The 26,503-nt window shown below is 69.9% G+C and carries 22 protein-coding genes; 5 read left to right on the forward strand and 17 right to left on the reverse strand.

Going from position 1 to position 26,503, the window contains the following annotated elements:
• Positions 1 to 19 precede the first annotated feature (19 nt).
• Positions 20 to 1,213 carry an L-talarate/galactarate dehydratase gene (locus JK364_RS37925; protein WP_201855946.1) on the forward strand — a complete coding sequence of 398 codons (1,194 nt, stop codon included), beginning with the start codon at positions 20 to 22 and terminating at the stop codon, positions 1,211 to 1,213.
• 44 nt (positions 1,214 to 1,257) lie between these two features.
• On the opposite strand, the gene JK364_RS37930 is transcribed toward JK364_RS37925, so the two are convergent.
• Both JK364_RS37930 and JK364_RS37935 read right to left on the reverse strand, forming a co-directional pair.
• On the reverse strand, positions 1,258 to 2,622 hold the full coding sequence (locus JK364_RS37930; protein WP_201855947.1) for an MFS transporter: 1,365 nt from the start codon (positions 2,620 to 2,622) through the stop codon (positions 1,258 to 1,260).
• Complete coding sequence (locus tag JK364_RS37935) at positions 2,619 to 3,893, reverse strand: lyase family protein (RefSeq protein ID WP_307841495.1); 1,275 nt, start codon at positions 3,891 to 3,893, stop codon at positions 2,619 to 2,621. Before JK364_RS37935 ends, JK364_RS37930 begins: the two co-directional genes overlap by 4 nt.
• A gap of 188 nt (positions 3,894 to 4,081) precedes the next feature.
• Here JK364_RS37935 and JK364_RS37940 point away from each other — a divergent pair, with 188 nt between their 5' ends.
• The gene (locus JK364_RS37940; protein ID WP_201855948.1) at positions 4,082 to 4,861 is read left to right on the forward strand and encodes an IclR family transcriptional regulator; all 780 of its coding nucleotides are present in this window, start codon (positions 4,082 to 4,084) and stop codon (positions 4,859 to 4,861) included.
• Positions 4,862 to 4,905: 44 nt separating this feature from the next.
• Here JK364_RS37940 and JK364_RS37945 read toward each other — a convergent pair whose 3' ends face one another.
• The 9 genes from JK364_RS37945 to JK364_RS37985 all read right to left on the reverse strand — a co-directional run bounded on the left by JK364_RS37945 (position 4,906) and on the right by JK364_RS37985 (position 17,834).
• Complete coding sequence (locus tag JK364_RS37945; protein ID WP_201855949.1) at positions 4,906 to 6,279, reverse strand: MFS transporter; 1,374 nt, start codon at positions 6,277 to 6,279, stop codon at positions 4,906 to 4,908.
• A 43-nt stretch (positions 6,280 to 6,322) separates the two neighbouring features.
• Positions 6,323 to 8,137, reverse strand: coding sequence for a hydantoinase B/oxoprolinase family protein (locus JK364_RS37950; RefSeq protein ID WP_201855950.1), 1,815 nt, complete (start codon positions 8,135 to 8,137; stop codon positions 6,323 to 6,325).
• On the reverse strand, positions 8,137 to 10,224 hold the full coding sequence (locus JK364_RS37955) for a hydantoinase/oxoprolinase family protein (RefSeq protein WP_201855951.1): 2,088 nt from the start codon (positions 10,222 to 10,224) through the stop codon (positions 8,137 to 8,139). The genes JK364_RS37950 and JK364_RS37955 overlap by 1 nt, the downstream gene beginning before the upstream one ends.
• Positions 10,225 to 10,325: 101 nt before the next feature.
• A complete protein-coding gene (locus tag JK364_RS37960; protein ID WP_201855952.1) occupies positions 10,326 to 11,636 on the reverse strand; it encodes an aspartate aminotransferase family protein in 1,311 nt (436 codons plus the stop codon).
• Positions 11,633 to 13,354, reverse strand: coding sequence for an acetolactate synthase catalytic subunit (locus JK364_RS37965; protein ID WP_201855953.1), 1,722 nt, complete (start codon positions 13,352 to 13,354; stop codon positions 11,633 to 11,635). Before JK364_RS37965 ends, JK364_RS37960 begins: the two co-directional genes overlap by 4 nt.
• Before the next feature lie 192 nt (positions 13,355 to 13,546).
• Positions 13,547 to 14,827 carry a 3-phosphoshikimate 1-carboxyvinyltransferase gene (gene aroA, locus JK364_RS37970; RefSeq protein ID WP_201855954.1) on the reverse strand — a complete coding sequence of 427 codons (1,281 nt, stop codon included), beginning with the start codon at positions 14,825 to 14,827 and terminating at the stop codon, positions 13,547 to 13,549.
• Between the two features lie 199 nt (positions 14,828 to 15,026).
• Positions 15,027 to 15,272, reverse strand: a complete 246-nt coding sequence (locus JK364_RS37975) for a hypothetical protein (protein WP_201855955.1) — start codon at positions 15,270 to 15,272, stop codon at positions 15,027 to 15,029.
• 148 nt (positions 15,273 to 15,420) lie between these two features.
• Entirely contained in the window at positions 15,421 to 16,701 is a 1,281-nt protein-coding gene (locus JK364_RS37980; RefSeq protein WP_201855956.1) for a metal-dependent hydrolase family protein, read from the reverse strand.
• Positions 16,698 to 17,834, reverse strand: a complete 1,137-nt coding sequence (locus tag JK364_RS37985) for an aminotransferase class V-fold PLP-dependent enzyme (protein ID WP_230993110.1) — start codon at positions 17,832 to 17,834, stop codon at positions 16,698 to 16,700. The genes JK364_RS37980 and JK364_RS37985 overlap by 4 nt, the downstream gene beginning before the upstream one ends.
• Before the next feature lie 204 nt (positions 17,835 to 18,038).
• Between JK364_RS37985 and JK364_RS37990 the strand changes: the two genes are divergently transcribed.
• The 3 genes from JK364_RS37990 to JK364_RS38000 all read left to right on the forward strand — a co-directional run bounded on the left by JK364_RS37990 (position 18,039) and on the right by JK364_RS38000 (position 20,416).
• On the forward strand, positions 18,039 to 18,281 hold the full coding sequence (locus JK364_RS37990; RefSeq protein WP_201855957.1) for a DUF3311 domain-containing protein: 243 nt from the start codon (positions 18,039 to 18,041) through the stop codon (positions 18,279 to 18,281).
• 9 nt (positions 18,282 to 18,290) lie between these two features.
• Positions 18,291 to 19,796 (forward strand): sodium:solute symporter family protein, encoded by a 1,506-nt coding sequence (locus JK364_RS37995; protein ID WP_201855958.1) that lies wholly within the window; start codon positions 18,291 to 18,293, stop codon positions 19,794 to 19,796.
• An 83-nt stretch (positions 19,797 to 19,879) separates the two neighbouring features.
• Positions 19,880 to 20,416 (forward strand): helix-turn-helix domain-containing protein, encoded by a 537-nt coding sequence (locus JK364_RS38000; RefSeq protein ID WP_201855959.1) that lies wholly within the window; start codon positions 19,880 to 19,882, stop codon positions 20,414 to 20,416.
• 17 nt (positions 20,417 to 20,433) lie between these two features.
• On the opposite strand, the gene JK364_RS38005 is transcribed toward JK364_RS38000, so the two are convergent.
• Genes JK364_RS38005 through JK364_RS38030 form a run of 6 tightly spaced genes read right to left on the reverse strand, consistent with a single transcriptional unit; the run spans position 20,434 to position 26,503 of the window.
• Positions 20,434 to 21,657 carry an alpha-D-ribose 1-methylphosphonate 5-triphosphate diphosphatase gene (locus tag JK364_RS38005; protein ID WP_201855960.1) on the reverse strand — a complete coding sequence of 408 codons (1,224 nt, stop codon included), beginning with the start codon at positions 21,655 to 21,657 and terminating at the stop codon, positions 20,434 to 20,436.
• The gene (locus tag JK364_RS38010) at positions 21,654 to 22,472 is read right to left on the reverse strand and encodes an ATP-binding cassette domain-containing protein (protein ID WP_201855961.1); all 819 of its coding nucleotides are present in this window, start codon (positions 22,470 to 22,472) and stop codon (positions 21,654 to 21,656) included. Before JK364_RS38010 ends, JK364_RS38005 begins: the two co-directional genes overlap by 4 nt.
• A gap of 5 nt (positions 22,473 to 22,477) precedes the next feature.
• Complete coding sequence (locus JK364_RS38015) at positions 22,478 to 23,338, reverse strand: ATP-binding cassette domain-containing protein (RefSeq protein WP_201855962.1); 861 nt, start codon at positions 23,336 to 23,338, stop codon at positions 22,478 to 22,480.
• A complete protein-coding gene (locus tag JK364_RS38020; RefSeq protein ID WP_201855963.1) occupies positions 23,335 to 24,312 on the reverse strand; it encodes an alpha-D-ribose 1-methylphosphonate 5-phosphate C-P-lyase PhnJ in 978 nt (325 codons plus the stop codon). The genes JK364_RS38015 and JK364_RS38020 overlap by 4 nt, the downstream gene beginning before the upstream one ends.
• Positions 24,309 to 25,424, reverse strand: coding sequence for a carbon-phosphorus lyase complex subunit PhnI (locus JK364_RS38025; protein ID WP_201855964.1), 1,116 nt, complete (start codon positions 25,422 to 25,424; stop codon positions 24,309 to 24,311). Before JK364_RS38025 ends, JK364_RS38020 begins: the two co-directional genes overlap by 4 nt.
• Positions 25,421 to 26,503: a carbon-phosphorus lyase complex subunit PhnI gene (locus tag JK364_RS38030; protein ID WP_201855965.1), complete on the reverse strand. Its 1,083-nt coding sequence runs from the start codon at positions 26,501 to 26,503 to the stop codon at positions 25,421 to 25,423. The genes JK364_RS38025 and JK364_RS38030 overlap by 4 nt, the downstream gene beginning before the upstream one ends.

Below are 26,503 nucleotides of genomic sequence, written 5' to 3' on the forward strand. Positions count from 1 at the left end.
GAGTATCAAGGAGCAAGCAATGAGCACTGCCCCCAGCGAAGCGGTCGCCTTCAAGCCCTGGGCGTCCGCGCCGGGCGAGGCCACCACCGACCGCGTCGAGTCGGTCCGCCTCTCCCTCGTCCACCTGCCGCTGCACGCGCCCATCAGCGACGCCAAGGTGCTGACCGGCCGCCAGAAGCCGCTCACCGAGATCGCCTTTCTCTTCGCCGAGATCAGGACCGAGGGCGGCCATGAGGGCCTGGGCTTCAGCTACTCCAAGCGCGCCGGTGGCCCCGCCATCTACGCCCACGCCAAGGAGATCGCCCCCGAGCTGATCGGCGAGGACCCGAACGACATCGGCCGGCTGTGGACCAAGCTGGTGTGGGCCGGAGCCTCCATGGGCCGCAGCGGCGTGGCCGTCCAGGGCATCGCGGCCCTCGACATCGCCCTGTGGGACCTCAAGGCGCGCCGGGCCGGACTGCCCCTGGCCAAGCTGCTGGGCGTCCACCGCGACGCGGTGGACGTCTACAACACCAGTGGCGGCTACCTGTCGATGCCGATCGAGCAGGTGCTGGAGAACATCGACCTTGCCCGGGCCCGCGGCGTCGGCGGCATCAAGCTCAAGGTCGGCTCACCGGACCCGGCCGTCGACCTCAGGCGGGTCGAGGCGGTCCGCGAACACCTCGGCGACGGTGTTCCGCTGATGGTCGACGCCAACCAGCAGTGGGACCGGATCACCGCCACCCGGGTCGGCCGGGTGCTGGAGAAGTTCGACCTCACCTGGATCGAGGAACCTCTCGACGCCTACGACGCCGAGGGGCACGCCGCGCTCGCGGCGACGCTCGACACCCCGGTCGCCACCGGTGAGATGCTCACCAGCGTCGGTGAGCACGCGGCGCTCATCGAGGCGGGCTCCTCCGACTTCGTACAGCCCGACGCGCCACGGGTGGGCGGTATCACCCCGTTCCTGCGGATCTCCGCGCTCGCGGACCACAAGGGCCGGGCCCTGGCACCGCACTTCGTGATGGAGATCCACCTCCATCTGTCCGCCGCCTATCCGCGCACGGCCTGGGTGGAGCACTTCGAGTGGCTGGAGCCGATGTTCAACGAGCGCCTCGAGCTGTGCGACGGCCGCATGGTCATCCCCAACCGGGGTGGCCTCGGTCTCTCCCTCAGCGAGCAGGCCGCCGCGTGGACCAGGGAGTCGGCGGTCTTCGGCAGCGGCCCCCGATGACCGCCGCCATCCGCCCAGGTTCTTCGGCGCCAGGTGTCCGGCGCTCACCCGGAGGGCCGCTGCCCGGATGTCGGGGCGAGGCCGGTGTCGAGCAGCGACTCCGTGCTGGTCTCCGGTGCCCACACCCAGCAGACCAGTCCGCCGACGAGGAGAATCACCACACACCCGATGAGGGCGGTGTTGATGCCGTGGCCGGCCTCGACGACGGGGAGCAGGAAGGTGCTGGCGGCTGATCCGAGCCGGCTGGCGGCCGTCGCGATGCCCACGCCCGAGGCTCGCAGATCGGTGGGGAACAGCTCCGGCGGGTAGACGAACTCCAGGTTCACCGCCGCGGACATGAGGAAGGCGAAGGCGGCGAACAGTCCGATGACGACGATGGCGGACGCGCCCGCGTCGGCGAGCAGGATGAGCACGGTGAGCAGTGCCGCGCCGATGAAGAAGGTTCCCACCAGGAACCGGCGGCGGCTGATGCGGTCGATCAGCACCAGGCCGACGACGGCCCCGATGAGCAGGAACACGTTGTAGAGGGCGCCGGCTCCCATCTTGCTGGTGACGCCGAGGGCCTCCATCACCTGGGAGGAGAAGGTGCCGAGCGCGAAGAAGGGGATGACCTGACAGACGTAGAAGAGCGCGCCCACGGCGGTCCGCCTGCGGTAGGCGGGCCCGAAGAGGGCTGTGAAGCCGCGGTGTCGGCTCAGCGGGGGAGCGGTGGGCGGAAGGACACCCGGGCCGAGGTGGCGGCGGACGACATCGGCGGCTTCGGTGTTCCGCTGATGCCTGGCGAGCCAGAGCGGGGATTCGGGCACTCCCAGGCGGAAGCCGAAGACGAGCAGGGCCGGGACCGCGCTGATGGCGAGCATGTACCGCCAGGCGTTGTCTCCGTGTCCGGTCAGAAGGAAACCGACGAGATACGAGAAGACGTAACCGGCGGCCCAGGCGACGGCCAGCAGGCTCATGAGGCGGCCGCGGAACTTGCGCGGTGAGTGCTCGGTGACGAGGGACTTGCTCACGACATAGTCGGCGCCGAGCACCAGTCCGAGGAGCAGCCGCAGGGTCAGCAGCTGTCCGGGTGTCTGCACGAAGAACTGCAGGAGCGACAGAACGGCGAAGAACAGCATGTCCCAGCCGAAGATCGATCTGCGGCCGATCCGGTCCGCTACCGGGCCCACGGCGATGGCACCGACGAACAGGCCGGTCAGGGTCGCCGCGCCCAGCGCACCGGTCCACAGCGGAGTGAGACCGAGGGTGTCGCCCGCCGAGGCGATGACGATGCCGATGATGCCGAGGATGAACCCGTCGCTGAACTGGCCACCCGTGCCGGCGACGGCGATCCTGATGTGGAAACGGGTGAGCGGGGCGTCGTCGTAGGCGATGGACGCGGGCTGGGTGGGGGAGACGGGCGTGGTCATCGTGCCGTTCCTCCGTCGCTTCCGCCCGCTCGCAGTTCAGCGGTGGCCGACTCATAGCCGCGGGTCGCCGACATCTCGACCCACCGGTCGAGCGCCCCGGCGAGGTTGCGCTCGCGGTGGGGGCCGTTCCAGGCCAGGCCCAGGACGCAGCGCTCGGTGAAGGTCGTGGCGGCCGCGGCCAGGTCGTCGAAGATGTTGCTCAGGGCGTCGAGGATCACCGGTTCCATGACGTTGAGTTCGAGTTCGCCGGCGGCGACGGCGCATTCAACGGTGTGGGCGCTTCCCCTGACGCGATAGCTGAGCTGCATCACATACTCCGGTATCACCGGATTGACCTTGGCCGGCATGATGGAGGATCCGGCCTGGACCGCCGGAATCGTCAACTCGCCGAACCCGCCCCGCGGCCCGGAGGACAGCAGCCGGACATCGGCGGCGATCTTCGCTGTGGTGATCGCCGCCCGCGCGCCCGCCGACGCGATGTGGGCGTAGGGATCGAAATGCGCGAGGCTGTCGTAGGGGTTCTCGGACGCGCTGATGGGAAGCCCTGTGAGCCGTGCCAGTTCCTCGGCGCAGCGTGCCGCGAAATGGGCGGGCGCGCCGATCCCGGTACCCACCGCGGTCGCTCCGATCGGAACGGTGGTCAGGGCATGGGTGGCCGCCTCGAGAATGCCGGCGGTGCGGCGGACGGCCGCCGCCTGTGCCCGGTGGGTGTCACCGGCGGTCAGGGTGACCGCGTCCTGGAGACAGGTACGGCCCAGGCGGCGGGTCGTGTCGAACTCGGCCGCCTTCGACTCCAAGGCGTCCGCGAGCCGGGTCAGAGCGGCCACGGGCGCGTCGACCTGGCTCAGCAGTGCGAGCGCCATGGCGGTCGGATAGGTGTCGTTGGTGGACTGGGACGCGTTCACATGGTCATTGGGATGGACCGTGGCTCCGGCCAGCTCACCGGCGCGTGCCGCGATCACCTCATTGACGTTCATGTTGGCGGTGGTGCCGCCGCCACCGTGCACCAGCGCGGTGGGGAATTGCCCGGCGTGCTCGCCGTCGAGGATCTCCTGGCACGCCTTGGCGATGGCGTCGCAGCGCTGTTCGTCCAGCACACCAAGAGCCTGGTTGGCGCGCGCCGCGGCCAGCTTCACCTGGGCGTACCCGCGCACCAGGGGCGGGAAGTCGCCGAACGTGCGGCCACGGGGCGGGAAGTTGTCCATGGCCAGCTCGGTCTGCGCTCCGTACAGGGGCGCCCACGTCGAATCCGGATGGATGCCGGTGCTCACAAGCTGCTCCGTTCTTCGGGGAGAGGGTTTCACCACCGCGTCTGCGGTGCGCGTCACCCTAGGCACCGATATGCGGGCTGAACAGGGATGATGCTCTCTCAGCAACAGCCTTGTGGCATCTTGGCTGGTGGGATAGAAAAGTGACGGCAGCGTGTTGCTGTGGCAACAACTAGAGGAAGGTGGCGAGCATGGACTCGGCAGCCGAACGCGTAGCCGCACTCCTGCTGGCCTTCGGGCGTCGCGGCACCACCGGGGACCACTCCGTCAGCGACCTCGCCAGAGCCGTCGGCCGTGAGCGCAGCCAGGTCTCCCGTATGCTCCAGGCCCTCAGCCGAGGCGGTCTCGTCGAGCAGGACAGCCACACCAAGCACTACCGGCTGAGCTGGAACATGCTGGTCCTGGCCGCCGGAGCCGGAGACAGCCCGCTGCTGCGGGCGGCCAGACCCGTGCTGCGCGCGCTCGTCGCACGCACCGGCGAAGTGGCGCTGCTGTCGGTGCAACGCGGCAACCGGTCACTGACCGTACTGCGCGAAGAGTCGAACCAGTCCCTCCGGGCCGGCGGATGGGTCGGCCGCAGCTCACCTCTGCACTGCACGGCCTCCGGCCGGGCCCTGCTCTTCGACACCGACGACGATCTCGTGGCGGAACTCGTCGCGGAGGACCTGACGACTCCCATGTCGGGACTGTCCGCTCCCCGGACCCTCGAGGAACTTCTCGAACGGCTGCGGATCGAACGCGACCGTGGCTACAGCATGGCGAGTGAAGAGGTCGAGATCGGCCTGACCTCGGTCGGAGTTCCGCTGCGGACACCGGCCGGTGGACTGGTCGGCGTGATCAACGTATCCGGCCCCACATCACGGATGATCAACCGGCTCGATGACGCGGCCCGGCGGCTCCGCGCCGCCGCGACCGCCATCGAGAACACCCTCGGGCGCATGCCGGACGAGAACGGCGGCCGGTCCTCCTGACCGGCCCGGCCCCGTTCCCCTCGGCGTGGCCTGTGCCGAGGTCTTCATGAGGCGCGGGCCACCGCCGCGTCGCTATGGTCTTCTGGGCGTACGCCGCCCTGACGCTCGTCGGTATCGACACCTTGCTCGAGGGTGGTGCCACCGGTCTCCTTGAGGAAACGGAAGACGATCACACCGGAGATGAGTGCGATCGAGGACGCGTAGATGGCGGGGGAGACCAGCAGACCGGTCAGGGAGACCAGCCACGCGGCGACGAAGGGCGCGGTACCGGCGAAGACCGTGTAGGCGAGGTTGTAGCTCATCGAATTACAGCTGTACCGGACCGAGGTGGGGAACAGCTCGGCCGAAAGGGCCGGTACGACACCCGAGACAGGCGCGATGCACAGGCCGAAGATGGTCTGCCCGAGCAGCACGCCGGCGAGGTGCCCGGTCTGCATCAGCAAGAAAGCCGGCACCCCGAGGACGACCAGGGCGACCAGCCCCGTCATGATGACCGGTCGACGGCCGAATCGGTCGGCCGCGCGACCGCCGAGGAGCACCGCGGCGCAGAAGATCACGATGGCCGTGCTGTTCATGAAGAGCGAGGCGTTCCGGCTGAAACCCAGCTCCGTCTCCGTATAGGTGACCATGTAGGAGTTCAGGATGTAGAAAGACGACGCGGTGACCGCGGCGGCGCAGAACACGAGGAGCATCTTGCGCCACTGGGTCCGGAGGCCGGTCAGCAGCGGGTTGCGGGGAGCGACTCCCGCCGCCTTCATCTCGGTGAAGACTTCAGGCTCGGCCAGACGCAACCGTACGTACAGACCGATCAGCCCCAGCGGCGCGCCCAGCAGGAACGGGATGCGCCAGCCCCATGCGGTGAAGGCGTCGTCGTCCAGCAGGACGGAGATCGTCAGGATGACGATGGCGCCCAGGACGGCCGGGATCGCGGAGGACACCGTGACCGCGCTGACGAATGTCGCCCGCTTGCCGCGCGGCGCCGATTCGGCCAGGTAAGAGGTCGCCCCGGCGAACTCGCCGCCGTTGGAAACGCTCTGCAGACATCGGCAGACCAGTAGCAGCACCGGGGACAGCAGCCCCACGCCGGCATAGGTAGGAAGCAGCCCGATCGCGGTCGTGGTCGCCGCCATCAGGAGTATCGCCGAGGTCAGCGCCTTTGTGCGCCCGAACTTGTCGCCGAGGTAGCCGAAGATGAATCCGCCCAGCGGGCGGAACAGGAACCCCAGGGCGAAGACCACGAAGGTGCTCAGCAGCGCGGCCTTGGGGTCGGCCTTGGGGAAGAACTGGCTTGCGATAGTCGGTGCCATCAGACCGTAGATGGCGAAGTCGTAATATTCCGTCAGCGTCCCGACGGTGGCTCCGAAGACCGTACGCCGGTTGGTGGAGCGGCCTGGCGGGGTTGAGGGGATTGCGGTCATTGCTCGTCCTTCTCGTCGCCGAAGCGGTGACTGTGTCCAGGGGTCACGACGACACCGGCGCACGGTCGCGCAGGGCGGCCCTGACCGTGGCGGTGGCGTTCCAGTCGATGGACAGGTCGCTCCCGTTGCCGATGATCACGACGCCGTACGCCTCGCGGGCGTGGCCGATGCTCTCCCACCGCCCGAGCACGTCCTTCAGGACGCGCTCGGGGTCGCGGTCCAGGGGGTCGCCGTAGCCACCACCGGAGCACTCCACACCCCGGACGGCTTGGCCGGTGTTGAGGGTGACGACCGCGTTGTTGGGCAGGAGGGTCTCGCTGCCGTCGGTGTCGATCATCCAGCCGGCGGCCAGGGCGCCGTCCTGCCCGCCGAGTACGCCCCTGGGCGGGACGATCTGCCCGTCGCAGGGATAGATGACCGAGACGCCGTCCTCCTTGGACTCGAAGGCCATGTCGACGGTGCACCCGCCGCGGTGACGTCCCGCGCCGCCGGAGTCGGCCATCATCCGGATGTGCCGATACTGGATCGGCATCTTGAGCTCGTCGATCTCGATGGAGTCCCGGTAGGTCAGGCCTGCCGTACTGGGCACGTTCCAGGTCAGCCAGCCGTCGGCGGTGGCACTGCCGGGCCCGCCGGCCGCGCCCATCAGCAGCTGGTTGACGAACCGCTCGCCGGTGCGTGAGTCGTATCCGGAGACCACCGCGTGCGGAACCCCCATGCCGACCGGGCCCTCAGCGATCCCGTAGCCCTCACCGAGCTGGGCGAAGGCCGCGCCGACGCAGTTGGTCAGCCGGTCCGCGACGTTGGTCGTGGCCACCGAGCAGCTGTGGGGGAACTCCGGGATGCCGACGGCGGCGCCCTTCTTGAGACGGACCTCGACGCGCCGGAACGCGCCGGAGTTCTTGGGCACCTGCCCGCACAGACCGTGGAAGATGCCGCTGTACACGGCGGCCAGCGTGGTGGCCTCGGTGAGGTTGAGCCCGCAGTCGACGTTCGGGGCGTTGTCGGTCAGGTCGACCAGGATCCGTCCGTCCTGCGGGTGGATGTCGATGTCGACCTGGAACTCCAGCCCGTCGGGCAGATAGGGCTGGAACGGGTCGTGTGCACCGGTGTTGTGCAGACGGGCCTCGGGCAGCTCCGCGATGGTCTTGCGCATGAGGTCTTCGGAGTAGTCGAACCAGCCGCGGATGAACCGCTTGACCTGGTCCTTGCCGTACTTCGCGCACAGCTCCCCGAGGCGCCGCTCGGCGATCCGCGCGGCCCCGAGCGAAGCGAGGAAGTCGCCGTGCCACTGCTGTGGGACGCGGATGCGGGCCATGCACATGCGCATGACGTCGTCGATGGTGGTGTAATTCCGCTGCACCTGGACCGCGGGGAAGATCAGTGCCCCTTCCTCGTACACGTCCTTCGCGCCGGCGAAGTAGGTGGTGGGCAGGGAGTTGCCGGTATCGGCCTGATGTGCCTTGGCCACGGCGGTGAACATGTGCTCACCGTCGATGAATACGGGCACGAGCACGGAGTGGTCCGCGGCGTGAGAGTTTCCCCCGTAGGGGTTGTTGTCCAGGTAGGCGTCGCCCTCGGCCAGGTCCGGGTGGGCGGCCAGGATCGCTTCCGCCTGCAGCTGTACGCCGAAGATGTGCACCGGCAGACCTTCCGCGGCGGCCAGCAGCTGGTTGTCGGCCGTGGCGATGGCACACGAGAAGTCGCGCCCGCTGTTGATCACCGCCGAGCGCGCCGAACGCAGCAGGGTGGTGGTCATCTCGCGCACGATGCCGTCCAGGCGGTTGGCCAGGATGGCGGTCAGGATCGGGTCGAACTCGTGGTTGTCCACGGCGAGTGTGCTGTCGTCGGCCACCATCACTCGTCTCCCTCCGGAGTCGTCACATGCAGGATGTAGTTGCCGGACCCGCTGACCTCGGTGGCCATGCCCGGATGGACCACCAATGTGGTGGTCGGCTCCTGGATGATCGCGGGGCCGGGCACGTACTGGCCCGGGCGCAGATCCTGGGGCAGGTACACGGGAGTGTCGGTGAGTCCGGAGGGGCCGAAATAGCAGGCCCGTGTCTTCGAAGGGGCCCCGCTGGTCCGGGCCACGGCCTGGACCTGCGGGTGGCTGGTGCGCAGGTCGGCGGTCAGCCGTGCCTTCCAGCTGATGAACTCCAGGTCCGCGGTGTCGTCCCAGAAGGCGAAGAGGCGTTCGTGCTCGTCGTTGAACGCCTTGCGGAGCTGAGCGATGTCTTCGCCGCCGCGGAACTCGCTCACGGGCACCGGGGTGACGATGTCCCACACCTGGGCCTCGTAGCGCGCCTCGGTGAAGTACTCGATCACATAGTCGTCCTCGGCGAGGCCGACCCGGCCCGCGAAGGCGGCGAGCCTGTCGCGCAGACGCGTCAGCGCCGTGTTGACGCCGACCGTGTCGAAGGCGGACCAGCGGGTGATCAGCGACGCCGACTCCTCCTTGACGATGTCGGCGAAGTGCATGCCCGCCGCGGACAGGGCCCCCGCGGTCTTGGGCAGGATCACCCGGCTGCTGCCCAGCTCGGCGGCGATCCGCATGATGTTGATACCGGCGGCTCCGCCGCCTGCCACGACCGTGCTCTCCTTGGGATCCAGGCCCTGGGAGATGGTCATGTCATAGACCGCCTTGACCATGTGGTCGGTCGCCAGGGTCAGGATCCCCCAGGCCGTCTCCTCGACGCTCCTGCCCAGCCTCTCGGCCACCCGGGCCACGGCCTCGCGGGCCGCGGCGGTGTCCAGGTCCATGCGCCCGCCCAGGAAGTAGTCCGGGTCGAAGAAGCCCAGGACGCACGCGGCGTCCGAGAGAGTGGCCTCGGTGCCGCCGCGCCCGTAGCAGGCGGGACCGGGTTCGGACCCGGCCGACTGGGGACCGACGCGCAGCAGTCCGCCGTCGTCGACCCAGGCGATCGACCCGCCTCCGGAGCCGATCGAGCGGATGTCGACCGAGGAGATGCCGAGCAGGTCTCCTTCCCACTCGCCACCGAGCCACGTCTCGCGGGTGTAGACCAGCCCGGAGTCGTGCGACAGCCCGACGTCGAACGTGGTGCCACCGGTGTCGCACACGATGGTGTCGCCGCCGAAGCCTTCGGCGTTGGAGAAGTTGACGGCCGCTACCGGGGCCATCGCGGGCCCGGACTTGGCGGCGTTGATCGGCGCGTTGATCATCTCCTCGACGGTCATCACGCCGCCGATGCTCGAGGAGACCAGCAGCTGACCGGTGTAGCCGAAGGCCCGCAGGTCCGATTCGAGTTCGCGGAAGTGGTTCTGCATCAGGGGCTTGAGCGAGGCGTCGATGGCGGTCGCCGAGGCCCGCCGGTACTCGCGGACGATCGGTGCGATCCGGTGCGAGAGCGTGTACGGGACGCCCGGGAGGATCTCCTCGACGAGTTCGCCGATGCGCAGCTCATGCGCGGGCTCGACGACCGACCACAGCAGGGACACGGCCACTGCCTCGTAGTTCTCCCGGCGCAGCCGGCGCAGGATGTCCCGCACGGCCTGTTCGTCCAGCGGCTTGGTGATCCGTGCCTCGGAGCTGATCCGCTCAGGGACCTCGAACGTCCTGCGCCGCGGTATGTAGGGGTCGGGGAACTCGGTGGTGTAGTCGAAGACGTCCCGCTTGCCGCCCTCCTTCAGCACCAGGATGTCGGGGAAGCCCTCGGTGGTGAGCAGGGCGGTCTTGGCCACCCGACGGGTCACGATCGCGTTGGTCGCCCGCGTGGTTCCGTAGATGAACAGGTCGGTGTGGGCCAGCAGGGCCTGCGCGGTCGTCCCGAGGCCGTCGGCGATGCCATCGAGGGCTTGGTGCATGCCGTCGAAGACATGCTGGTGGGTGGTGAGCGCCTTGCCGACATAGTGGTTGTTGTCCTCGTCGCGGACGACGACGTCGATGAAGGTGCCGCCGGTGTCGGCGGAGACAGAGAATCGCATGAGTGCCTCTCGGGTGGGCGACGGCGGTATGGGGCCCGCTGCCGCGGGATCTGGCGCGGCGGCGGCCCGGGACGCGGTCAGGAGGTCGTGGACACCGAGCGTCAGCCGGCCGGCGAGCTGGAAACCGCGGTCAGCGCCCGGTCGACGGCGGCCAGAGTCCTGTCCACGTCGTCGTCGGTGTGGGCCGCGGAGACGTACCACAGTCCGGTCTCGCGGGCGTGGACACCGTTGCGGACCATGTGCTCGGAGAAGTCGCGCAGCGGTGCGGTGCGGCCGACGAGCGTGTCCGCGTACGTGCGCAGCGGTGTGGGGGCGTCCCAGTGCAGACGGACCAGCGCACCGGCGCGCAGGGCCTGGAGCGGCGCCCCGTGGCGGGCGGCGAGCCGCTCGATGCCGTCCGCGAGCTGCCCGGTCAGACGGTCGAGACGTGGGTAGAGGGAGTCCTGACCGGCCTCGAGGACATCGAGGGTCGCGTTGGCCGCGACGACCGACAACGCGTTGCCGTTGTACGTTCCGGCGTGCCCGATGGTGTGCTCGGCCACGCGCATCACCTCGGCGCGTCCGGCCACCGCGCTGATCGGGAAGCCGGACCCGAGGGCCTTGGCGAGCACGGTGAGGTCCGGGGTCACACCGGTGCGCTGCTGGGCCCCGCCGGGCGCCAGGCGGAAGCCGGTCACGACCTCGTCGAAGACGAGCAGGCAGCCGTGCCGTTCGCACAGGCGGCGGGCGGTGGCCAGATACCCGTCGTCGGCCCACAGGTTGCCGCCGTTGACCGCTACGGGCTCCATGATGACCGCGGCGACGTCGGCACCATGACGTGCCAGCAGACCGGCCAGGGCCTCCGGGTCGTTCCAGGGGCATACCAGGATCTCGGGGCCGACCACATCGTGGTCCGCGGCGATCACCGGACGCGGTGCCGGGCCGGTTCCGGCGGGGCTGCCCGGCCCGTTGGCGGTCATGGGGTCGATCCACCCGTGGTAGTGGCCCTCGAACTTGACCGTCTTGCGCCGTCCGGTCGCGGCGCGGGCGATCCGCAACGCCGCCTGCACGGCCTCGCTCCCGGTCACGTTGAGCAGGACCCTCTCCGCGCTGGGCACCATCCGGACGATGCGCTCGGCCAGTTCGGCCTCCGCCTCGTGCTGACCGCCGTACAGGACCCCGACGGCGAGCTGCGTGCGTACGGCCTCGACCACCTCGGGCGGCTGGTGCCCGAGCAGCATCGGACCGTATCCGGCGACATAGTCCACGTACTCGTTGCCGTCGATGTCGGTGATCCGGCTGCCCCGCGCACCGGTGAAGGCCAGCGGGGTGGGGCGCAGCACGGCCCGGCGCGAGGAGTTCACCCCGCGCGGGATGACCTGGTGGGCGCGGTGCAGGTACCTTTCCGAGCCGCTGAAGGACTCCGCGTTCACAGGGCGGCTCCGGCGGTCACCTCGCGCAGCGTGGCGTCGTCGTCCCAGGCGGAGATCGGCGGGAAGGCGTCCGCGGCGGTCATCACGTCGATCACGGTGACGGCGGGGGAGCGCAGACCGTCATGGAGCGCACCGGCGAGATCGTCCGCGGAGTCGACCCGGAGACCTCGCGCCCCGCACGCGGTGGCGATGGCCGCGTGATCGATCCGGGTGATGTCGATGGCACTGGTGTGCTCGGCGAACTGGTGCAACTCGGAGTGCTTCTGGTAGCCGAGGATCGCGTTGTTCAGCACGATGACCGTGATGGGCAGGTTCATCCGCACGGCCGTCTCCAGCTCGGACCAGCAGTGTGCGAACCCGCCGTCACCGACCACGGCGACCACGGGGCTGTCCGGGCTCGCCGCCTTGGCGCCGATCGCCATGGGGACTCCCCAGCCGAGCCCGGCCAGGCCGCGAGGGGACAGGAACCGTTGACCGCCGCGCCGGGCGCGCAGGTAGTTGGACATCCAGATGGAGCTGTAGCTCGCGTCGGCGACGACGATCGTCTCCGGCGTCAGCAGGGCATCGAGCTCCCGCATGATCCTCTCGGGCCGGATCGGTGAGCCGTCAGCCGTCGCCCGGGGCTCGATACGCTCCTCGTGCCCGGCCCGGGCCCGCGCGATCCGACCGGTCACCTGGTCGCGGGCCGCCGCGCGGGTGTCGAGCGGGGTGGACTTCAGTTCGTCGACGATCGCGCGCAGGGTGAGCTTGGCGTCGCCGACCAGGCGGAAGGCTTCGTAGTTGCGGCCCACCTCGACCGGGTCCATGTCGATGTGGACGTACGTCGCCGTGGGCGGGAAGAGACGCCAGGCGTCCGTGGCGTTCTCGTTGGTCCGCGTACCCACGAACACGATCAGGTCCGCGTCCTCCACCAGGGGGCGGGCGTCGTGGGTGGCCGAGTAGCTCCCCATGGCGTAGCCGATCACACCGACGGACAGCGGGTCGGTCTCGTCCACCGATCCCTTGCCCATGGGCGTCGTCGCCACTGGCAGCGCCCCGAGGCGCTGGAGCTCGGCCAGCTCGGGCACGGCCCCGGAGACGTGGACGCCGCCCCCGGCGACCACCAGCGGCCGCTCGGCCGTGGCGAGCAGCTCGGCGACGTGTTTGATCTGCTCGGGGCCCGGGAGATACCGGTCCAGAGGGAAGTGGCCGTAGCCGGCGCGGCGTGACGACGCGACCGGGACGGGTTCGGCCAGGACGTCCTTGGGGACCAGCAGGACGACCGGTCCGGGGCGGCCGGACGTCGCTTCGGTGACCGCCGCGTCGACGTAGTCGTCGACCCTGGCGGGGTCGTCGATCCGGTGGATCGCCTTGGTGCACGCGTCGAAGAGTTTCTCATGGTCCAGCTCCTGGAAGGCGTTGCGGTTCCGGGCCGCCCGCGGGACTTCCTGGACGATCGCGATCACGGGCACCGACGCCTTGAGGGCCTCGGCCAGTGGCGGCACGAGCAGGGTCGCGGCCGGGCCGTTCTGAGCGGCCACGACGCCGACCTTGCCGGACACCCGTGCGTATCCGTCGGCCATCGCGCCGCCCGCGTTTTCGGTACGGTATACGATTTGCCGGATCGATTCTTCAGGTGCGGCCAGGAAGAACAGCGACGGCAGACTCTGCCCGAACACATCGCTGACACCGTGCCGCCGCAATGCCGCTGCCAGCCCTCGCGCGACCGTACTTCCCATCTGGGATCTCCTCCATCAACGCTGTTCGGCGATTGTTCATGGAGTGGATCACGCACATTCTCCGGAGGTCCAATAGATGGAATTGCTCTCGCGATAACCGTTGCTTATCGAGGCGATCGGCGGCGACTCCTTTCGATCTGTGTGGAAAAGAGTCAACGCGAAGTGGAAAGTATTGCCCGGTTGGCGCGGACCTCACGGCAGCCAGATGGCACGAAGGCTGTTCAGTGTGTCGTGGAAGCCGGGAAAGGTCTTCTTCACGCAGCCGGGATCGTCCAGGGTGATGCCAGGAGCGCGTAGGCCGGTGATGCTGAAGGCCATGGCGATGCGGTGGTCGCCGCGGCAGGCGAGGTGTGCCGGGCGGGGCCGCGAGGGGTGGATCTCGATCCAGTCCCGGCCGACCCGGACCGGGACCCCGAGGGCGCGCAGGTTCTCGGCACAGGCCTCGAGCCGGTCGCATTCCTTGATCCGGGTGTTGTAGACGTCCTCGATGCGGACCGGGCCGTCGGCGAACGGCGCGATGGCGGCCAGCGTGGGCATGGTGTCGGAGATATCGCGCATGTTCACGGTGACGCCGGCCAGCCGTCCGCCGTCGGCACCGGCGACGGTCACGTGGTCCTCGGCCAGCGTGACGTGTGCTCCCATCCGGGAGAGCACCTGGGCGAAGCGCAGGTCGCCCTGAAGGCTGCCCGAGCCGAGCCCGGGGACGGTGACACGGCGTCCGGTGAGCGCGGCCGCCGCCAGGAAGTAACTGGCGGTGGAGGCGTCCGGCTCGATCGTGTAGTCGGTGGCCAGGTAGGGCTGGGCGGGCACCGTGAAGGTGTCCCCGTCGCGGTGCACACGCACCCCGAAGCACTCCATCATCGTCATGGTGATGTCCACGTACGGTGCGGAGACCAGGTCGCTCACGGTGATGGTGAGCCCTTGCTCGGTGAGCGGGCCGACCAGCAGCAGCGCGGTGAGGAACTGGGAGGACAGTCCGGCGTCCAGGGTGATGTGCCCTCCCCTGATCCCGTCGGCGTGGACGGTCAACGGGTGGTGGCCCTCCCGCTCCCGGTGGACGAGGGAGACGCCGAGGTCGCGCAGTGCTCGGGTGAGCGGGCCGAGCGGGCGGCGGCGCATCTGGGCGGACGCGTCGAAGTGGAAGACGCCGTGGCCGGCGGCGGCCAGCACCGGAAGGAACCGCGCGGTGGTGGCGCCGTCGCGGCAGAAGACCGACGCCTCATCAACCGCCGGTCCCCGCACGCGGCCCTCGACCGCCCATCGGTCCGGCTCGCGCTCCAGCCGGTAGCCGAGCGCGGTGAGTCCCTCGGCGAACCCCGTCGAGTCATCCGAGACCAGGGGTCTGTGCAGCACTGTGGTGCCTTGTGCCGCGGCCGCCAGGAACAGCGCGCGGGCGGTGACGGACTTCGAGCCCGGGACGTCCTGGAACGGGAAGCGACCCTTGTTCAGGGGCGGGGAGGGTTCGTCGTTCATGCCTTTGTGCTGGTCCTTCGCGCGGTCGGGGTCTCGCCGGCCGGGGTTGGCCTCAGGAGGGGTTTGCCAGTTCGACTGGCGATGCGCGCAGGAGACTAGCATGGTCTGGAATATCAATCCCGCTACTCATGGCTACTCTAGATAGTTCATCCTCCGATATTCCGGGCGTGGTTCCTGCGCAACGTCGCCCGGATACGGTTCACTTCGCGGGCCGTCCGCCCGCCCGGCGGCGAGCAGCGTCGCCGCGCCGCTGCCGATTGTGCTCGGCGAACCACGCGCTCCATACCCTCAGGTCCCAGTGCATGACGCCGTTGATCACGCGCGGGGTCGGGTGGCCGTTCTCCTCGCGTTCCCGCCACATCCTGGACAGTGGATTCCGGGTGTAGCCGGTGTGTTCCATGAGGTCGTGGCGGTTGGCGAACTGGCGGCCGTCGATGGTCTCCATCAGCTCCGCTCCGTACCGTGGACTGCTCGGCCAGGTGCACACGTTAGGCAAGGGGGACGGGGGAGAGCATGGGTGCGAGCCCCATAAGGAAGGCGGCCCTTGTGGGGGGTGGGGGAGAAGTTGTCCCCGAAGGCGGGCGCGCGGGTTCCTACTCTCCCGTGGTGTGACGGCCCGCCCCGGCTTCGAGCCTGCGCCGGATTCGGTCGCGCGCCTCGGCGTCACCGGTATCGAGGGTCGTGTCACGTATCGGGTGGGGGCGGCCGGCGGCCATGACGAAGCCGGGCTTGTGGAGGCCGGCGATGTCCTGGGTGGGGTCTCCGTCCACGGCGATCAGGTCGGCGCTCAGACCGGGTGCCAGTCGGCCGGTGACGTCTTTCAGGCCGCAGGCCTCGGCGGCGACGTCGGTCGCGCTGGCGATCACCTGGCGGTGGTTCATCCCGGCGTCGAGGTAGACCTCCAGGCAGTCGGCGTAGCGTTCGAAGTGGACGAGCGGGATGCCGGCGTCGGTGCCGGCGACCACGATGGCGTTCAGGTCGATGAGCTTGCGGAGGTTGCCGATGACGGAGTCCCGCTCGTCCCAAGGACACATGTAGTGTTCGGCGGTGCAGGCGGTATTCATCGCGGGGCTGACGATGACGCCCCGTTCGATGATCATGGCTGCGATGCCGGGGTCGAATTGGGTGCCGGTCTGTGTGACCCAGCCGCAGTGTTCGATGCAGTCGACACCCGCGAGGACGGCCCGTTCGATGCCTTCGACGCCGAGTACGTGCGTGGTCACGGGCAGGCCGTGGGCGTGGGCCTCGGTGACGAGGGCGGTGAGTTCGTCGAGGGAGTAACGGGTCTGGGACGGGTGGCTGCCGGGTGTCATGAACCCGCCTGTGGTCATGACCTTGATCAGGTCCACCCCTTGTTCGGCGTGCTCACGTACCCGTGCCCGTATCTGGTCGACGCCGTCGGCGACGCCGCCCATGGACCAGGCATGGCCGCCTGCCACGGTGATCGGCGCGTTCGCGACCAGCATCCTGGGGGTGGCGTGGGGGAGTGTGGTGAGCCGATCGCGTATCTCGGTTCCCAGGGTGCCGGGTGCCCCGAGGTCGCGGGCGGTGGTGACGCCGGCGTCGAGCAGCCGCTGTGCGTTGCCCACCATCGTCCGGCGCAAGGCGTCCTGGTCCGAGGACATCCCCACGAGCAGACCGCTCGAGGTCGGATCCTGGCACAGGTGCACATGGCAGTCGATGAGTCCGGGCATCAAGGTGGTGTCCCCGAGGTCGGTGACCGTCTCGGCGGTGCTCGCCCAGGCCGGTGCGGAGCCGCCGGGCCCGGCGTAGGCGATCGTGTCGCCTTCGACGCACACCACCGCGTCGTGGATCAGCGGTGCGGAGGACTCGGTCAGAAGTCTGGCAGCCGTGAGGGTGGTACGGGTGGTCACGACTGCCTCCGGTAGTCCTTGATCGCCGCGCACAGGCGGTCGATGTCGTCGCTGGTGTTGTAGTAGTGGAAGGCGACGCGCAGGTTCGATCCGCGCGGTGCGGTGACGATCCGGTGCGTGGCCAGGAAGGCCGCCAAGGTGTCCGGGTCGGTGTCGGCCACCGCGACCTGCGGTCCAGGCCGGGCACCGGGGGCCGGCGGGCTCAGCGTCTCGCCCGCCTCGGTCAGCCGGGCACCGGCTTCGGCGACCAGGTTCTCGACGTGTTCCCACCGGGTGGTCGGGTCGACCTGGTTGAGTGTTTCGATTCCGGCCCGCGCCGCGTACACCGAGGGGACGGCGAGCGTTCCGGATTCGAAGCGGCGGGCCTCCTCGGGGAAATCGAGGCCGGTCGGATCGAAGTCGAACGGGTTGGGGCGTCCGAACCAGCCGGTCATCCGTGGCGGATGCTGGTCCGTGACACCGGACCGGGCGAAGAGCGCGGCGATCCCGGCAAGGCCCAGCATGTACTTCAGCGTGCCGAAGACGAGGTAGTCGCAGTCGATCTCGGCCACGTCGATCGGGACCACGCCGGCTGCCTGATAGGCATCGACCAGCACCCGCGCCCCCACCGCACGCGCGTGTTTGGCGATCTCGTTGACCGGCTGGAGGGATCCGTTCGTGTACAAGGCCAGCGGGACCGACACCAGCCGGGTACTGTCATCGATTTGGGCGCGGTATGCCTCCACCACACCCTGCGTGTGCATCGCCTCCTGACTGACCCACCGCACCTCGCCGGGCCCCGGACGCTGGGCGTGCAGCACCTGACCGACGCTGGGGAACTCCGCCGCCATCGAGACGATCACACCGCCTCCGGCGAAGTCCACCGCGTTGGCCACCTGGAAGGCGCCATGCGAGGCGGAAGGCACGAGCGCGATCTCGCTGGTGGATGCGTTGAGAAAGCCTGCCACCGCGGTGCGTAGCCGCTCCACCTCCACCATCCAGTCACCCCACGGCGCGCCCTGATCACGCAGCGCGTAGGCCATTTCGGCCAGTGCCGTGGTGACACCAGAGGAGATGGCGCCCTGACTGCACGAGGCCAGGTGAGTGGTGTCGACCATGCTGGGGAACTGCGCCCGAAACCGGTCGGAATCCATGAGTCGCCTCCGTGAGCAACGTTCTACAAGTTTCAGCCACAGTGAACACCCGTCAGTGTGACTGCGCAATACCGAAGAGATATCCGCGTCCGAAGGGTTGACGGTGCGGAGCGTGTCACTCACATTGATGCAAGTTCATCTCGGCTGAACACGTAGGCGGCGTTCGGTCAAGCCGAGTCAAGGCCATGTGCTGATCGGAGTAACATGTCTAGACCACCAACCCCCGTGGCCGGGCCCACCCCCCGGCGCTGCTGGCACTGGCTCCTGCTGGCGGTCCCGCCCGTCTGGTGCATCGGCGTGATTCCCCTGGTCAACCGCGTCGACTACGTCCTTGGCTCGATCCCGTTCCTGCTGGTGTGGATGACACTCGGCGTCCTGATCGGATCGGCCGCCCTTGCGGGCGTCTACCTCGTCGACCGCTCCCGCGGCGACGCGGACCGGGTCTAGGAGCGCGACATGGCACTCTTTCTTGCCTTCGTGATCGCGGTCGGCTCCATCGTGTGGGGAGCCGTGGCATCCACCCGCGGCAGGACGATGAACATGCAGGAGTGGTCCGTGGGCGGGCGGCGCTTCGGCACCCTGCTGTTCTGGTTCCTGCTCGTCGGGGAAACGTTCACCACGTCCGCGCTGCTCGGCGCGTCTCAGGGAGTCTTCAGCAACGGCGCGCCCGGCTTCTTCGTCCTCGGCACCGTGGTCCTCAATGCCACGGTCGGCTACTGGATGGTCCCCAAGATCTGGCGCGCGGGTAAGCGGCGTGGGCTGGTGACCATGGCGGACTACTTCACCGCGCGATTCGAGGCGCCGTGGTTCGGCGGCCTGATCGCCGTGTTCGGCATCGTGGTCCTGCTGCTCTACGGTCAGCTGCAGCTGACCGGACTGGGCCTCATCCTGGGCAGCCTGTTCGGTACCGGGGTGCCGACGGTTGCCTACGTCGTGGCCGGCGGTGTCCTGGTGGCCGCGTTCGTCCTGGTCGGAGGCATGCGCAGTGCCGCCTACACGGCGATCGTCAAGGACATTCTCCTGGTCGTGGTCCTGATCGTGATCGCCGTCGGCGCGGCGAAGGCGGCCGGCGTCCACGGTCTGCCGGGCATCTTCGACGGTGTCGAACACGCCCATCCCGCTGCGGCCACTCTCCCGGGAATCCTCGGAGGCGCCGCGACGAACACCTGGTGGTGGATGAGCTTCCTGCTGCTCACTCCGCTGGGCGCCTTCGCCCTGCCCCATGTGTTCCAGGTGTCCTACAGCGCCAAGGACGTGACGACGATCCGCCGAAACCAGGTGATCCAGCCGTTGTACTCGCTGTTCTACGTCCTGATCATCGTCATCGCGTTCGCCGCGCTGCTCGCGCTGCCGAACCTGGCCGACCACCAGGCCAACCAGTCTCTGCTCCTGTTCGTACAGGAGAAGTATCCGGACTGGGTCATCGGGATTCTCGGAGGCGTGGGCATCCTCGTGGCACTCGTGCCCACCGCGGTGCTCATGCTCGCGGCCAGCAGCCTGCTGAGCAGTAACGTGATCGGCGCGGTATCGCCACGGTGGTCGTCGTCGCTGCCGCTGACCCGGTTCGGTGTGATCGTGTTCACCGGCCTGTCGGTGCTCCTGGCCGCCACCAGCAACGACCAGTTGCTCACCGTCATGACCAGCGTATACAGCGCTGTCGGCCAGTTGGCACCCGCGTTGTTCCTGTCCATGATGTGGCGACGGGTCACCGCACAGGGACTGGCCGCCGGTGCCATCTGCGGCGGGTTGATCGTCGGCGTCCCCGACCTGGGCTCAACCGTGCTCCACCTCGTGCCCGCCGGCATGGTCGTCGGCCTGCCCGCTCTCATCATCAACCTCATCGTGACGGTCGCGGTCACCCTGGCTACCGCGCCTCCCTCGGACACCGCGATCGACGTCGGGATCGAAGAAGGGACGCCCACGGACCCGCGAGGAACCAAGGAAGTCGGCCTCGCCGGGTAACCCGAGGGGTTCCCGCCTCGGTCGCGTGTGCCGGGCGCTCCGCCCGAGGCACGCGACCGAGGGCCGTACTGGATAATGATGCCGTGGCCGTGACAAGGATCCGTGAATACCGCACCCTCCGGGGCATGACCGTCCGGGAACTCGCCGACCGCGCCGGGGTGTCCACCGGTCTGATCAGCCAGGTTGAGCGTGGTGTCACCGATCCCAGCCTGGAAACGATGCGACGGATCGCCGAGGCCCTCGACACCCCCTTGTTCAATCTGTTCCAGGACGGGGACCAGCAGACGGTAGCCGTCATCCGCCGCGACGACCGGTACCGGATCTCCTCGCCCCACCACGCCATCACCTACACCCGTGCCTCACCGGGCGGAGCAAGACTGGAAGTCCTCGAAGGATCACTCGAGCCCGGTGCCGTCTCCTCCGACGCCCCCCGATCACACCCCTCGGAGGAGTGCGTCGTCGTCCTGACCGGTCGGCTCACGGTTCAGGTGGGCGACCAGACCCACGTACTGAAGGCCGGAGACAGCTGCCACTTCGACTCCAACATTCCCCACCGCTTTCTCAACGAGAGCAGGAGCACCGTTCGCTTCATGCTCAGCATCACGCCACCCAGCTACTGACTCCCGCGTGGTCATGGTCACCGTCCCGCGGGCGTCAGCAGCCGGGCCACGGAGACCGGAGCGCCGTCGGTGTCCCGGGACTCCTCGGCGAGCAGGGACATCCGTACGGTGGGCCGGCCGCCCTCGGTGCTGACGACGACGAGGTCGGCGCGCAGCCCCGGGACGAGGGCTCCCCGGTCGGCGAGCCCCGCGGTGCGCGCGGCGCCCGAGGTGATGAGCGCCACCGCGGTGTGCAGCGGCACCACCCCGCGCTCCGCCAGGTGCAGGGCGGCGGCGAGCAGCGCGGAGGGCATGTAGTCGCTGGACAGGTTGTCCACCAGACCCTCGCCGATCAGATCCTCGGCGCCGACGTTGCCGCTGTGCGACCCGCCGCGCAGCACGTTGGGGGCACCGGCGACGACCGGCATCCCGGCGTCCTGGGCGGCGCGGGCCGCCTCGCGGGTGGTGGGGAACTCGGCGACGGCGGCGCCCGCGGCCCGTACCCCCGCGAGCTCTTCCGCGCTCTCCACATCGTGGGCGAGCAGCCGTATCCGCCCCGAGCGCGCCTCCTGGCCGAGGTGGGCGAGGGTACGGGTGCGCTGTGGGAGGCTGTCGGCGCGCTCGTCGATGCGGTGGCGAATGAACCGGTCGGCGTCCTCGGCGGACAGGTGTTCCTGCCGCTGGACGATCGCTCGGTACGCCTCCAGGTTCCGGTACTGGCCCTGGCCGGGGGTGTGGTCCTCGTACGAGACCAGTGGCGGCACTCCGGCGGTGTACGGCTGCCCGGCGAGGGCGTCCTTGAGGGCGTCCAGTGCGTCGGCGTCGCGGGCGTCGAGGCGGTGCAGCAGCCGGTGATCGACCAGGCCGACGCCGGACGCGGCCCGTTCCCGTACGGCGGCGGCGAGCGTCAGTGAGCGCTCGATGGTGCGGTCCTTGTCGGCGTTGGTCTGGTAGCTGACCGCGTGGTGCATCGTGGTGACGCCCGCCGCCCGGACTCGTCCCTCGAAGCTCAGGACGGCGAAGCCCGGCTCGAACTCCACGGTGGGACGGGGGCGTTGCTCCTTCTCCAGCGCGTCGCTGTGGGTGTCGATGAGGCCCGGCAGCAGCAGGGAGCCGCCGAGGTCGATGGCTCCGGCGGGGACCGCGCCCGGGATGACGGGGGCGACGTCGGTGATCCGGCCGTCCTCGACGACGAGGAGGGCGTCGTCGACGGTGCGGTCGGGAAGCACGGCGCGGGCGTGAGCGAACACGCAGCGGCTCATCGGGCCACCTCCAGCGGCAGGTTCGGGTCGTGCAGGATGTTCCCGGGGGCGCCGGTGGCCAGCACCCGGCCGCCGCCGAGTACCACCACGCGGGTGGCGAGGCGCTCGATGGCGTCGAGATCGTGGAAGACGGACAGGACGGCGGTGCCGGTCTCCTCCAAGCGGGCGATCAGGTCCAGGACCGCGGCACGGTTGGCCGGATCGAGGGCGGAGACGGGCTCGTCCAGCAGCAGCAACCGGGGCGGCGCGATGGTGCCGGCGGCGATGTTGACGCGTTGCTTCTGCCCGCCGGACAGGACGGTGGCGTGCATGTCCCACAGGCGCTCGGAGATGGCGACCTGCCGTAGCGCGGCGGCGGCGGCATCCCGGGCTTCGGCCCGGGCCATGCCGCGTGCGACGCCGGCCGAGCTGACGATGGAGAGGACCGAGCGGCGCGGCTGGGGGCGCAGGAACTGCGAGACGTACCCGATCTCCTGGCCGCGCAGGTCGGAGGCCTCGGCGTCGGGCAGCGCGGCCACGTCGAGGAGTTCGCCGCCCGCGGTGCGGAACCAGATGTGGCCGGAGCCGGTCAGGTAGGTGCGGTACACGCAGCGCAGCAGGGTGGACTTGCCGGCGCCCGAGGTGCCGGCCAGGGCGACGTGCTCGCCGGGCCGGACATCGAGGTCGACGCCGTGCAGGGCGTCGACGGTCCGGCCGTCGATGGTGTGCAGGGTGAAGTCCTTGCGCAGTCCGCGCACTGACAGGACGGTGTCGTCGGGGACGCCGGGGATATGCGCGGGGGTTCCGGGACGGACGGGGGTCTGTACGGGGGTCACTGTGGTCATCCTCGGGCCGCCGCGACGAGTTGCTGGCTGTAGGGGTGCTGGGGGTCTTCCAGGAGCTGGTCGGTGAGGCCGGACTCGACCACCCGGCCGTGCTTCATCACCAGCACCCTGCGGGTGAGCATGTCGATGACGCCGAAGTCGTGGGAGACGACGACAGCGGCGACCCCGGTCTCCTCCAGCAGCCCGCGCAGCAGGTCGAGCACGCCCGCGGCGACGGAGGCGTCGAGTCCGGTGGTCGGCTCGTCCAGGAGCAGCACCGGCGGGTCGTTGGCGAGGGCCTTGGCGATCTGCACCCGCTGGCGCATGCCGCCGGAGAAGGTGCGGACCATGTCGTCCATGCGGCTGAGCGGGACCTCGACGCGCTCCAGGAGTTCGGACGCGCGCTGCCGGATGCCGTCGTAAGAGCGCCAGCCGACGGCGGTGAGCGGGTCGGCGATGTTGCCGCCGGCGGTCACGTCGAGGTTCAGACCGGCGGCCGGGTCCTGGTAGACGGCGGCGATGTCCTTCAGGCGGAGTCGGCGCCGGGCCGACGGCAGAAGGTCGCACAGATTGACGGCACCGTCGGCGACGGAGCGCAGGGCGATGGCGCCGGCGGTGGCCGTCTCGTCGCCGGCGACGCAGCGCATGACGGTGGACTTGCCGGAGCCGGACTCGCCGATGATGCCGAGGGCTTCGCCGGGTGCCACATCGAAGGAGACGTCCCAGGCCGCCACGACCGCGCCGGTGGCGGGTGAGACGGCGGTGCCGTGCTCCGGTCCGGTGCCGGTCAGGGACGCGGGCGACGGGTCACCGTAGACGCGGCCGAGGCCGGTCACCTTCAGGGCCCAGGGGCGGGGTTGCGGGGTGCGCGTGCTCATGCGGTTTCTTCCTTTTCTCCTGTGGTGCGCCGCAGTGCCGCGCGGGCCAGTGCGACCGGCCGTCCGGCGACGTCGGTGGGGGCGTCGCCGGTACGGCGGCGGGTGCAGAAGTCGGTGTCGGAGCAAGACCAGGTGCCGGGGGCGCCGTTCTCGCCGGGTTCCTCGACGAGGTAGGTGTCGTCCGAGCCGCACAGCCGGCAGGCGGTGCCGGGGGTGTACTCGACCTCGAAGGGGCGGTCATCGAAGGTGAGGGGGACGACACGGGTGTGCGGGGGGACGGCGAACAGCCGCTTCTCGCGGCCGGCCGACAGGATGGTGATCGCGTCGGAGTCGTTCATCTTGGGCACGTCCCAGCGCGGGATGGGGCTGGGCGTCATCACGTACCGGCCTTCGACGAGTACCGGGTAGCCGGCGGCCGCCGTGATCAGTCCGTTGTGGACGATGTCCTCGTAGAGCTGGACCCACATCTTGGCGTAGTCCGCCTCGGCGTGCATACGGCGCTGCTCGTCCATCTCCTGCACGATGCGGAACAACGGCTCGGCGTTGGGCACCTGGAGCACCAGGATCTGCCCGTCGGTGAGCGGCTGTTCGGGGATACGGTGCCGGGACTGGATGATGTCGGCGGCGCGGGTGTCGGTCTCCTCGCTGGAACCGGTGTGCTCGGTGATCAGACGGCGCAGGTTGGAGGCGTTGACGCCGGCGTCCTCGCCCTGGTCGATGACCTTCAGCTGGTGCTCGTCGCAGACCAGCGAGAGGGTTGCCTGCAGGCCGCCGGACCCCCAGCCGCGGGCGACCGGCATCTCCCGGGAGCCGTAGGGGACCTGGTAGCCGGGGATGGCGATCCCGCTGAGCATGGCGCGGCGCAGTTCGCGCTTGGACAGCTCGTCGAAGATGCCGGGACGGGGATCGGGCCCGGCGAGGGCCCGGGCACGGGAGGCGCCGGTGCCGTTGCGGGTCGGGGACAAGGTGTTCATGCGGTCTCTCCCGGGGGGTTGGCGTCCTGGCCGGCGGCCTCGGCGCGGTCCAGCACCGAGCGGTACTCCACGTGGTGCGGCAGCTTCAGGTGCCGCACATAGCCGGTGGAGTCCAGGCCGTCGAGAGTGAGCAGGACGTCGTGGTGGAGCTCGGAGGTGGCGTCGTAGTGGGCCAGCGCCAGGTCGAGACCCGCCATGGCGATGGACTTGCGTTCGTTGTGGCCGAAGCAGATGCCGTAGCCGACGCCGAGATGGTGCTGGGCGGCGGCGCGGGGCACGTTGTAGAAGGACTCGACCTCGCTGACCCGCACCTCGGCGACCGTCACCGGCTTGCCGGTGTGCGGGTGAGCGATGCGCACCGGCAGCGCGCCGTGCCGCAGTTCGCCGGGGATCTCGTGGTCGGGGCGCCAGTCGCAGCCGTACCACCACAGGTGCACCAGCGAACCGGTGTCACCCCGCGCCATGGTCTGCAGCCACGCCGACCGCGGGGCACCGGGCCGTGCCGGGCGCCGGGTGATGTCGTAGGGCTCGGGGTCGTCGGGGCGCTCGGGGAGCGGGGCGACCAGGCCCATCTCGCGGAGGATGGCGAGGACGTTTCCCGGGATGCGCTCGACGGCGACGGGATCGGCCGAGTGCTCGTGCTGGTGGTCGTGCTCGTGCTGGTGGTCGTGATCGTGGTGGGGATGCCCGTCATCGGCGGGAGCCAGGGACTCGTCGGTGACGTGGGCCCGGCCCTCGTCCTCGGGGAGCAGGTCCAGCAGGCGACCGGCGTAGTCCACGGTGCGGCCGAGGATCTGGCCTCCGGGCGGGTTGCGAAAGGCGGAGCTGATCCGGCGCACCACCCGCAGTTCCGAGGTGGCCACCGGGGCGGACACCGCGAGGCGGGGCAGTGCGGCGCGGTGGGCGCGCAGCAGGTGCGCGGCCTCCGTCGGGTCGCCCTCCGCCTGACGCACGGCGCGGGCCGCAAGCTCCGGAGCCCACAGGCCGGCCTCGCCCATCGCCCGGTCCACGGCCAGGTTGAGGCGCTCGGTGAGCTGGTCCAGTTCCAGCCACGCCGGTTCTTCCGCATTGACGGCGGCCGCGGAGGCAGGCGCCGGGGCGGGGGTGATCACAGGCTCTCCTCGGGGTTGGGTGCCTGTAGGGCGCGGAGCCGGTCGACGATCGAGCGGAAGTCCACGTAGTGCGGGAGTTTGAGGTGTTCGAGGTAGCCGGCCAGCTCAGGTCCGTCCAAGGCGGTCAGCACTCGCTGCTCCAGGCGGTTGGTGGTCTTGTCGCGGTGCACCAGCAGATCCAGGCCCGCCATGGCGAGTGCCTTGGCCTCGTTGTCGCCTAGGCACAGTCCGTAGCCGATGTCGAAGCGGCTGCCGTCCGGATGGGGCCGGACGTCGGTTCGGACCGTGCGCGCCTCGCTCACCCGCACGCCCGCGATAGTCACCGGAGAGCCGGTGAAGGGGTGCTCGATGCGCAGCGGCAGGTGGCCGCGGCGCAGTTCGAGGGGTATCTCCGGCTGGGCGTTGCGCGGCGTTTGGGTGACCAGGTACCACAGGTGGGTCAGCGAGCCGGTCTCGGCGCGGGCCATCGCGGTCAGCCGGGCCGAGCGCGGTACGCCGGGGCGGGAGGGTGCCCGGGTGATGTCGAAGGGCTCGGGGTCGGTGGGGTCGCGGCGGTCGGCCAGCAGCCCGGCGGGCGGGCGGCCGACGGGCGGCACGCCCCGGTCCGGTGCGGTGGTGGCGGGCACCCCGGTGGTGGCGGGCCTGCGCGGTGGCGGCGCCGTGGTGCGGGCCGTGTCCTCGTCGGTGAGGTCGAGGATCCGGGGTGTGTAGTCGTCGGTGGCGCCGAGGACCTGGCCGCCCGGCGGATTGCGGTATGCCGGGGCGATTCGGCGCACCGGGCGCAGCGCGGCGGCGGGGACGGGCGAGCTATAGGCAAGCCGGGGCAGGGTGGAGCGGTGGGCCCGCAGCAGCTGCGCGGCCTCCAGCAGGTCGCCGCGTGACTGCCGGATCGCGCGCGCCGCGAGTTCCGGGGCCCACAGTCCCGCCTCGCCCATCACCCGGTCCACGGCCAGGCCCAGCCGTCCGGTGATCTGCTCCAGTTCCAGCCACCGGCTGGCTCCGCCCAACCGGTCCCGGCGGGCGAGGCGCTCGGCGGCGGCGATGGCCTCCTGGCCGCCGCGTACTCCGGAGTACCCCAT

Origin of the sequence: Streptomyces endocoffeicus (assembly GCF_016741935.1) — a bacterium.
Classification (GTDB): Bacteria; Actinomycetota; Actinomycetes; order Streptomycetales; family Streptomycetaceae; genus Streptomyces; species Streptomyces endocoffeicus.

Bases quoted from the DNA above. Each gene is read 5' to 3' on its own strand.
- JK364_RS37925 (WP_201855946.1), top strand. From the start codon at position 20: ATGAGCACTGCCCCCAGCGAAGCGGTCGCCTTCAAGCCCTGGGCGTCC.
- JK364_RS37930 (WP_201855947.1), bottom strand. From the start codon at position 2,622: ATGACCACGCCCGTCTCCCCCACCCAGCCCGCGTCCATCGCCTACGAC.
- JK364_RS37940 (WP_201855948.1), top strand. From the start codon at position 4,082: ATGGACTCGGCAGCCGAACGCGTAGCCGCACTCCTGCTGGCCTTCGGG.
- JK364_RS37945 (WP_201855949.1), bottom strand. From the start codon at position 6,279: ATGACCGCAATCCCCTCAACCCCGCCAGGCCGCTCCACCAACCGGCGT.
- JK364_RS37950 (WP_201855950.1), bottom strand. From the start codon at position 8,137: ATGGTGGCCGACGACAGCACACTCGCCGTGGACAACCACGAGTTCGAC.
- JK364_RS37955 (WP_201855951.1), bottom strand. From the start codon at position 10,224: ATGCGATTCTCTGTCTCCGCCGACACCGGCGGCACCTTCATCGACGTC.
- JK364_RS37965 (WP_201855953.1), bottom strand. From the start codon at position 13,354: ATGGGAAGTACGGTCGCGCGAGGGCTGGCAGCGGCATTGCGGCGGCAC.
- aroA (WP_201855954.1), bottom strand. From the start codon at position 14,827: ATGAACGACGAACCCTCCCCGCCCCTGAACAAGGGTCGCTTCCCGTTC.
- JK364_RS37975 (WP_201855955.1), bottom strand. From the start codon at position 15,272: ATGGAGACCATCGACGGCCGCCAGTTCGCCAACCGCCACGACCTCATG.
- JK364_RS37985 (WP_230993110.1), bottom strand. From the start codon at position 17,834: ATGGATTCCGACCGGTTTCGGGCGCAGTTCCCCAGCATGGTCGACACC.
- JK364_RS37990 (WP_201855957.1), top strand. From the start codon at position 18,039: ATGTCTAGACCACCAACCCCCGTGGCCGGGCCCACCCCCCGGCGCTGC.
- JK364_RS37995 (WP_201855958.1), top strand. From the start codon at position 18,291: ATGGCACTCTTTCTTGCCTTCGTGATCGCGGTCGGCTCCATCGTGTGG.
- JK364_RS38005 (WP_201855960.1), bottom strand. From the start codon at position 21,657: ATGAGCCGCTGCGTGTTCGCTCACGCCCGCGCCGTGCTTCCCGACCGC.
- JK364_RS38015 (WP_201855962.1), bottom strand. From the start codon at position 23,338: ATGAGCACGCGCACCCCGCAACCCCGCCCCTGGGCCCTGAAGGTGACC.
- JK364_RS38020 (WP_201855963.1), bottom strand. From the start codon at position 24,312: ATGAACACCTTGTCCCCGACCCGCAACGGCACCGGCGCCTCCCGTGCC.
- JK364_RS38030 (WP_201855965.1), bottom strand. From the start codon at position 26,503: ATGGGGTACTCCGGAGTACGCGGCGGCCAGGAGGCCATCGCCGCCGCC.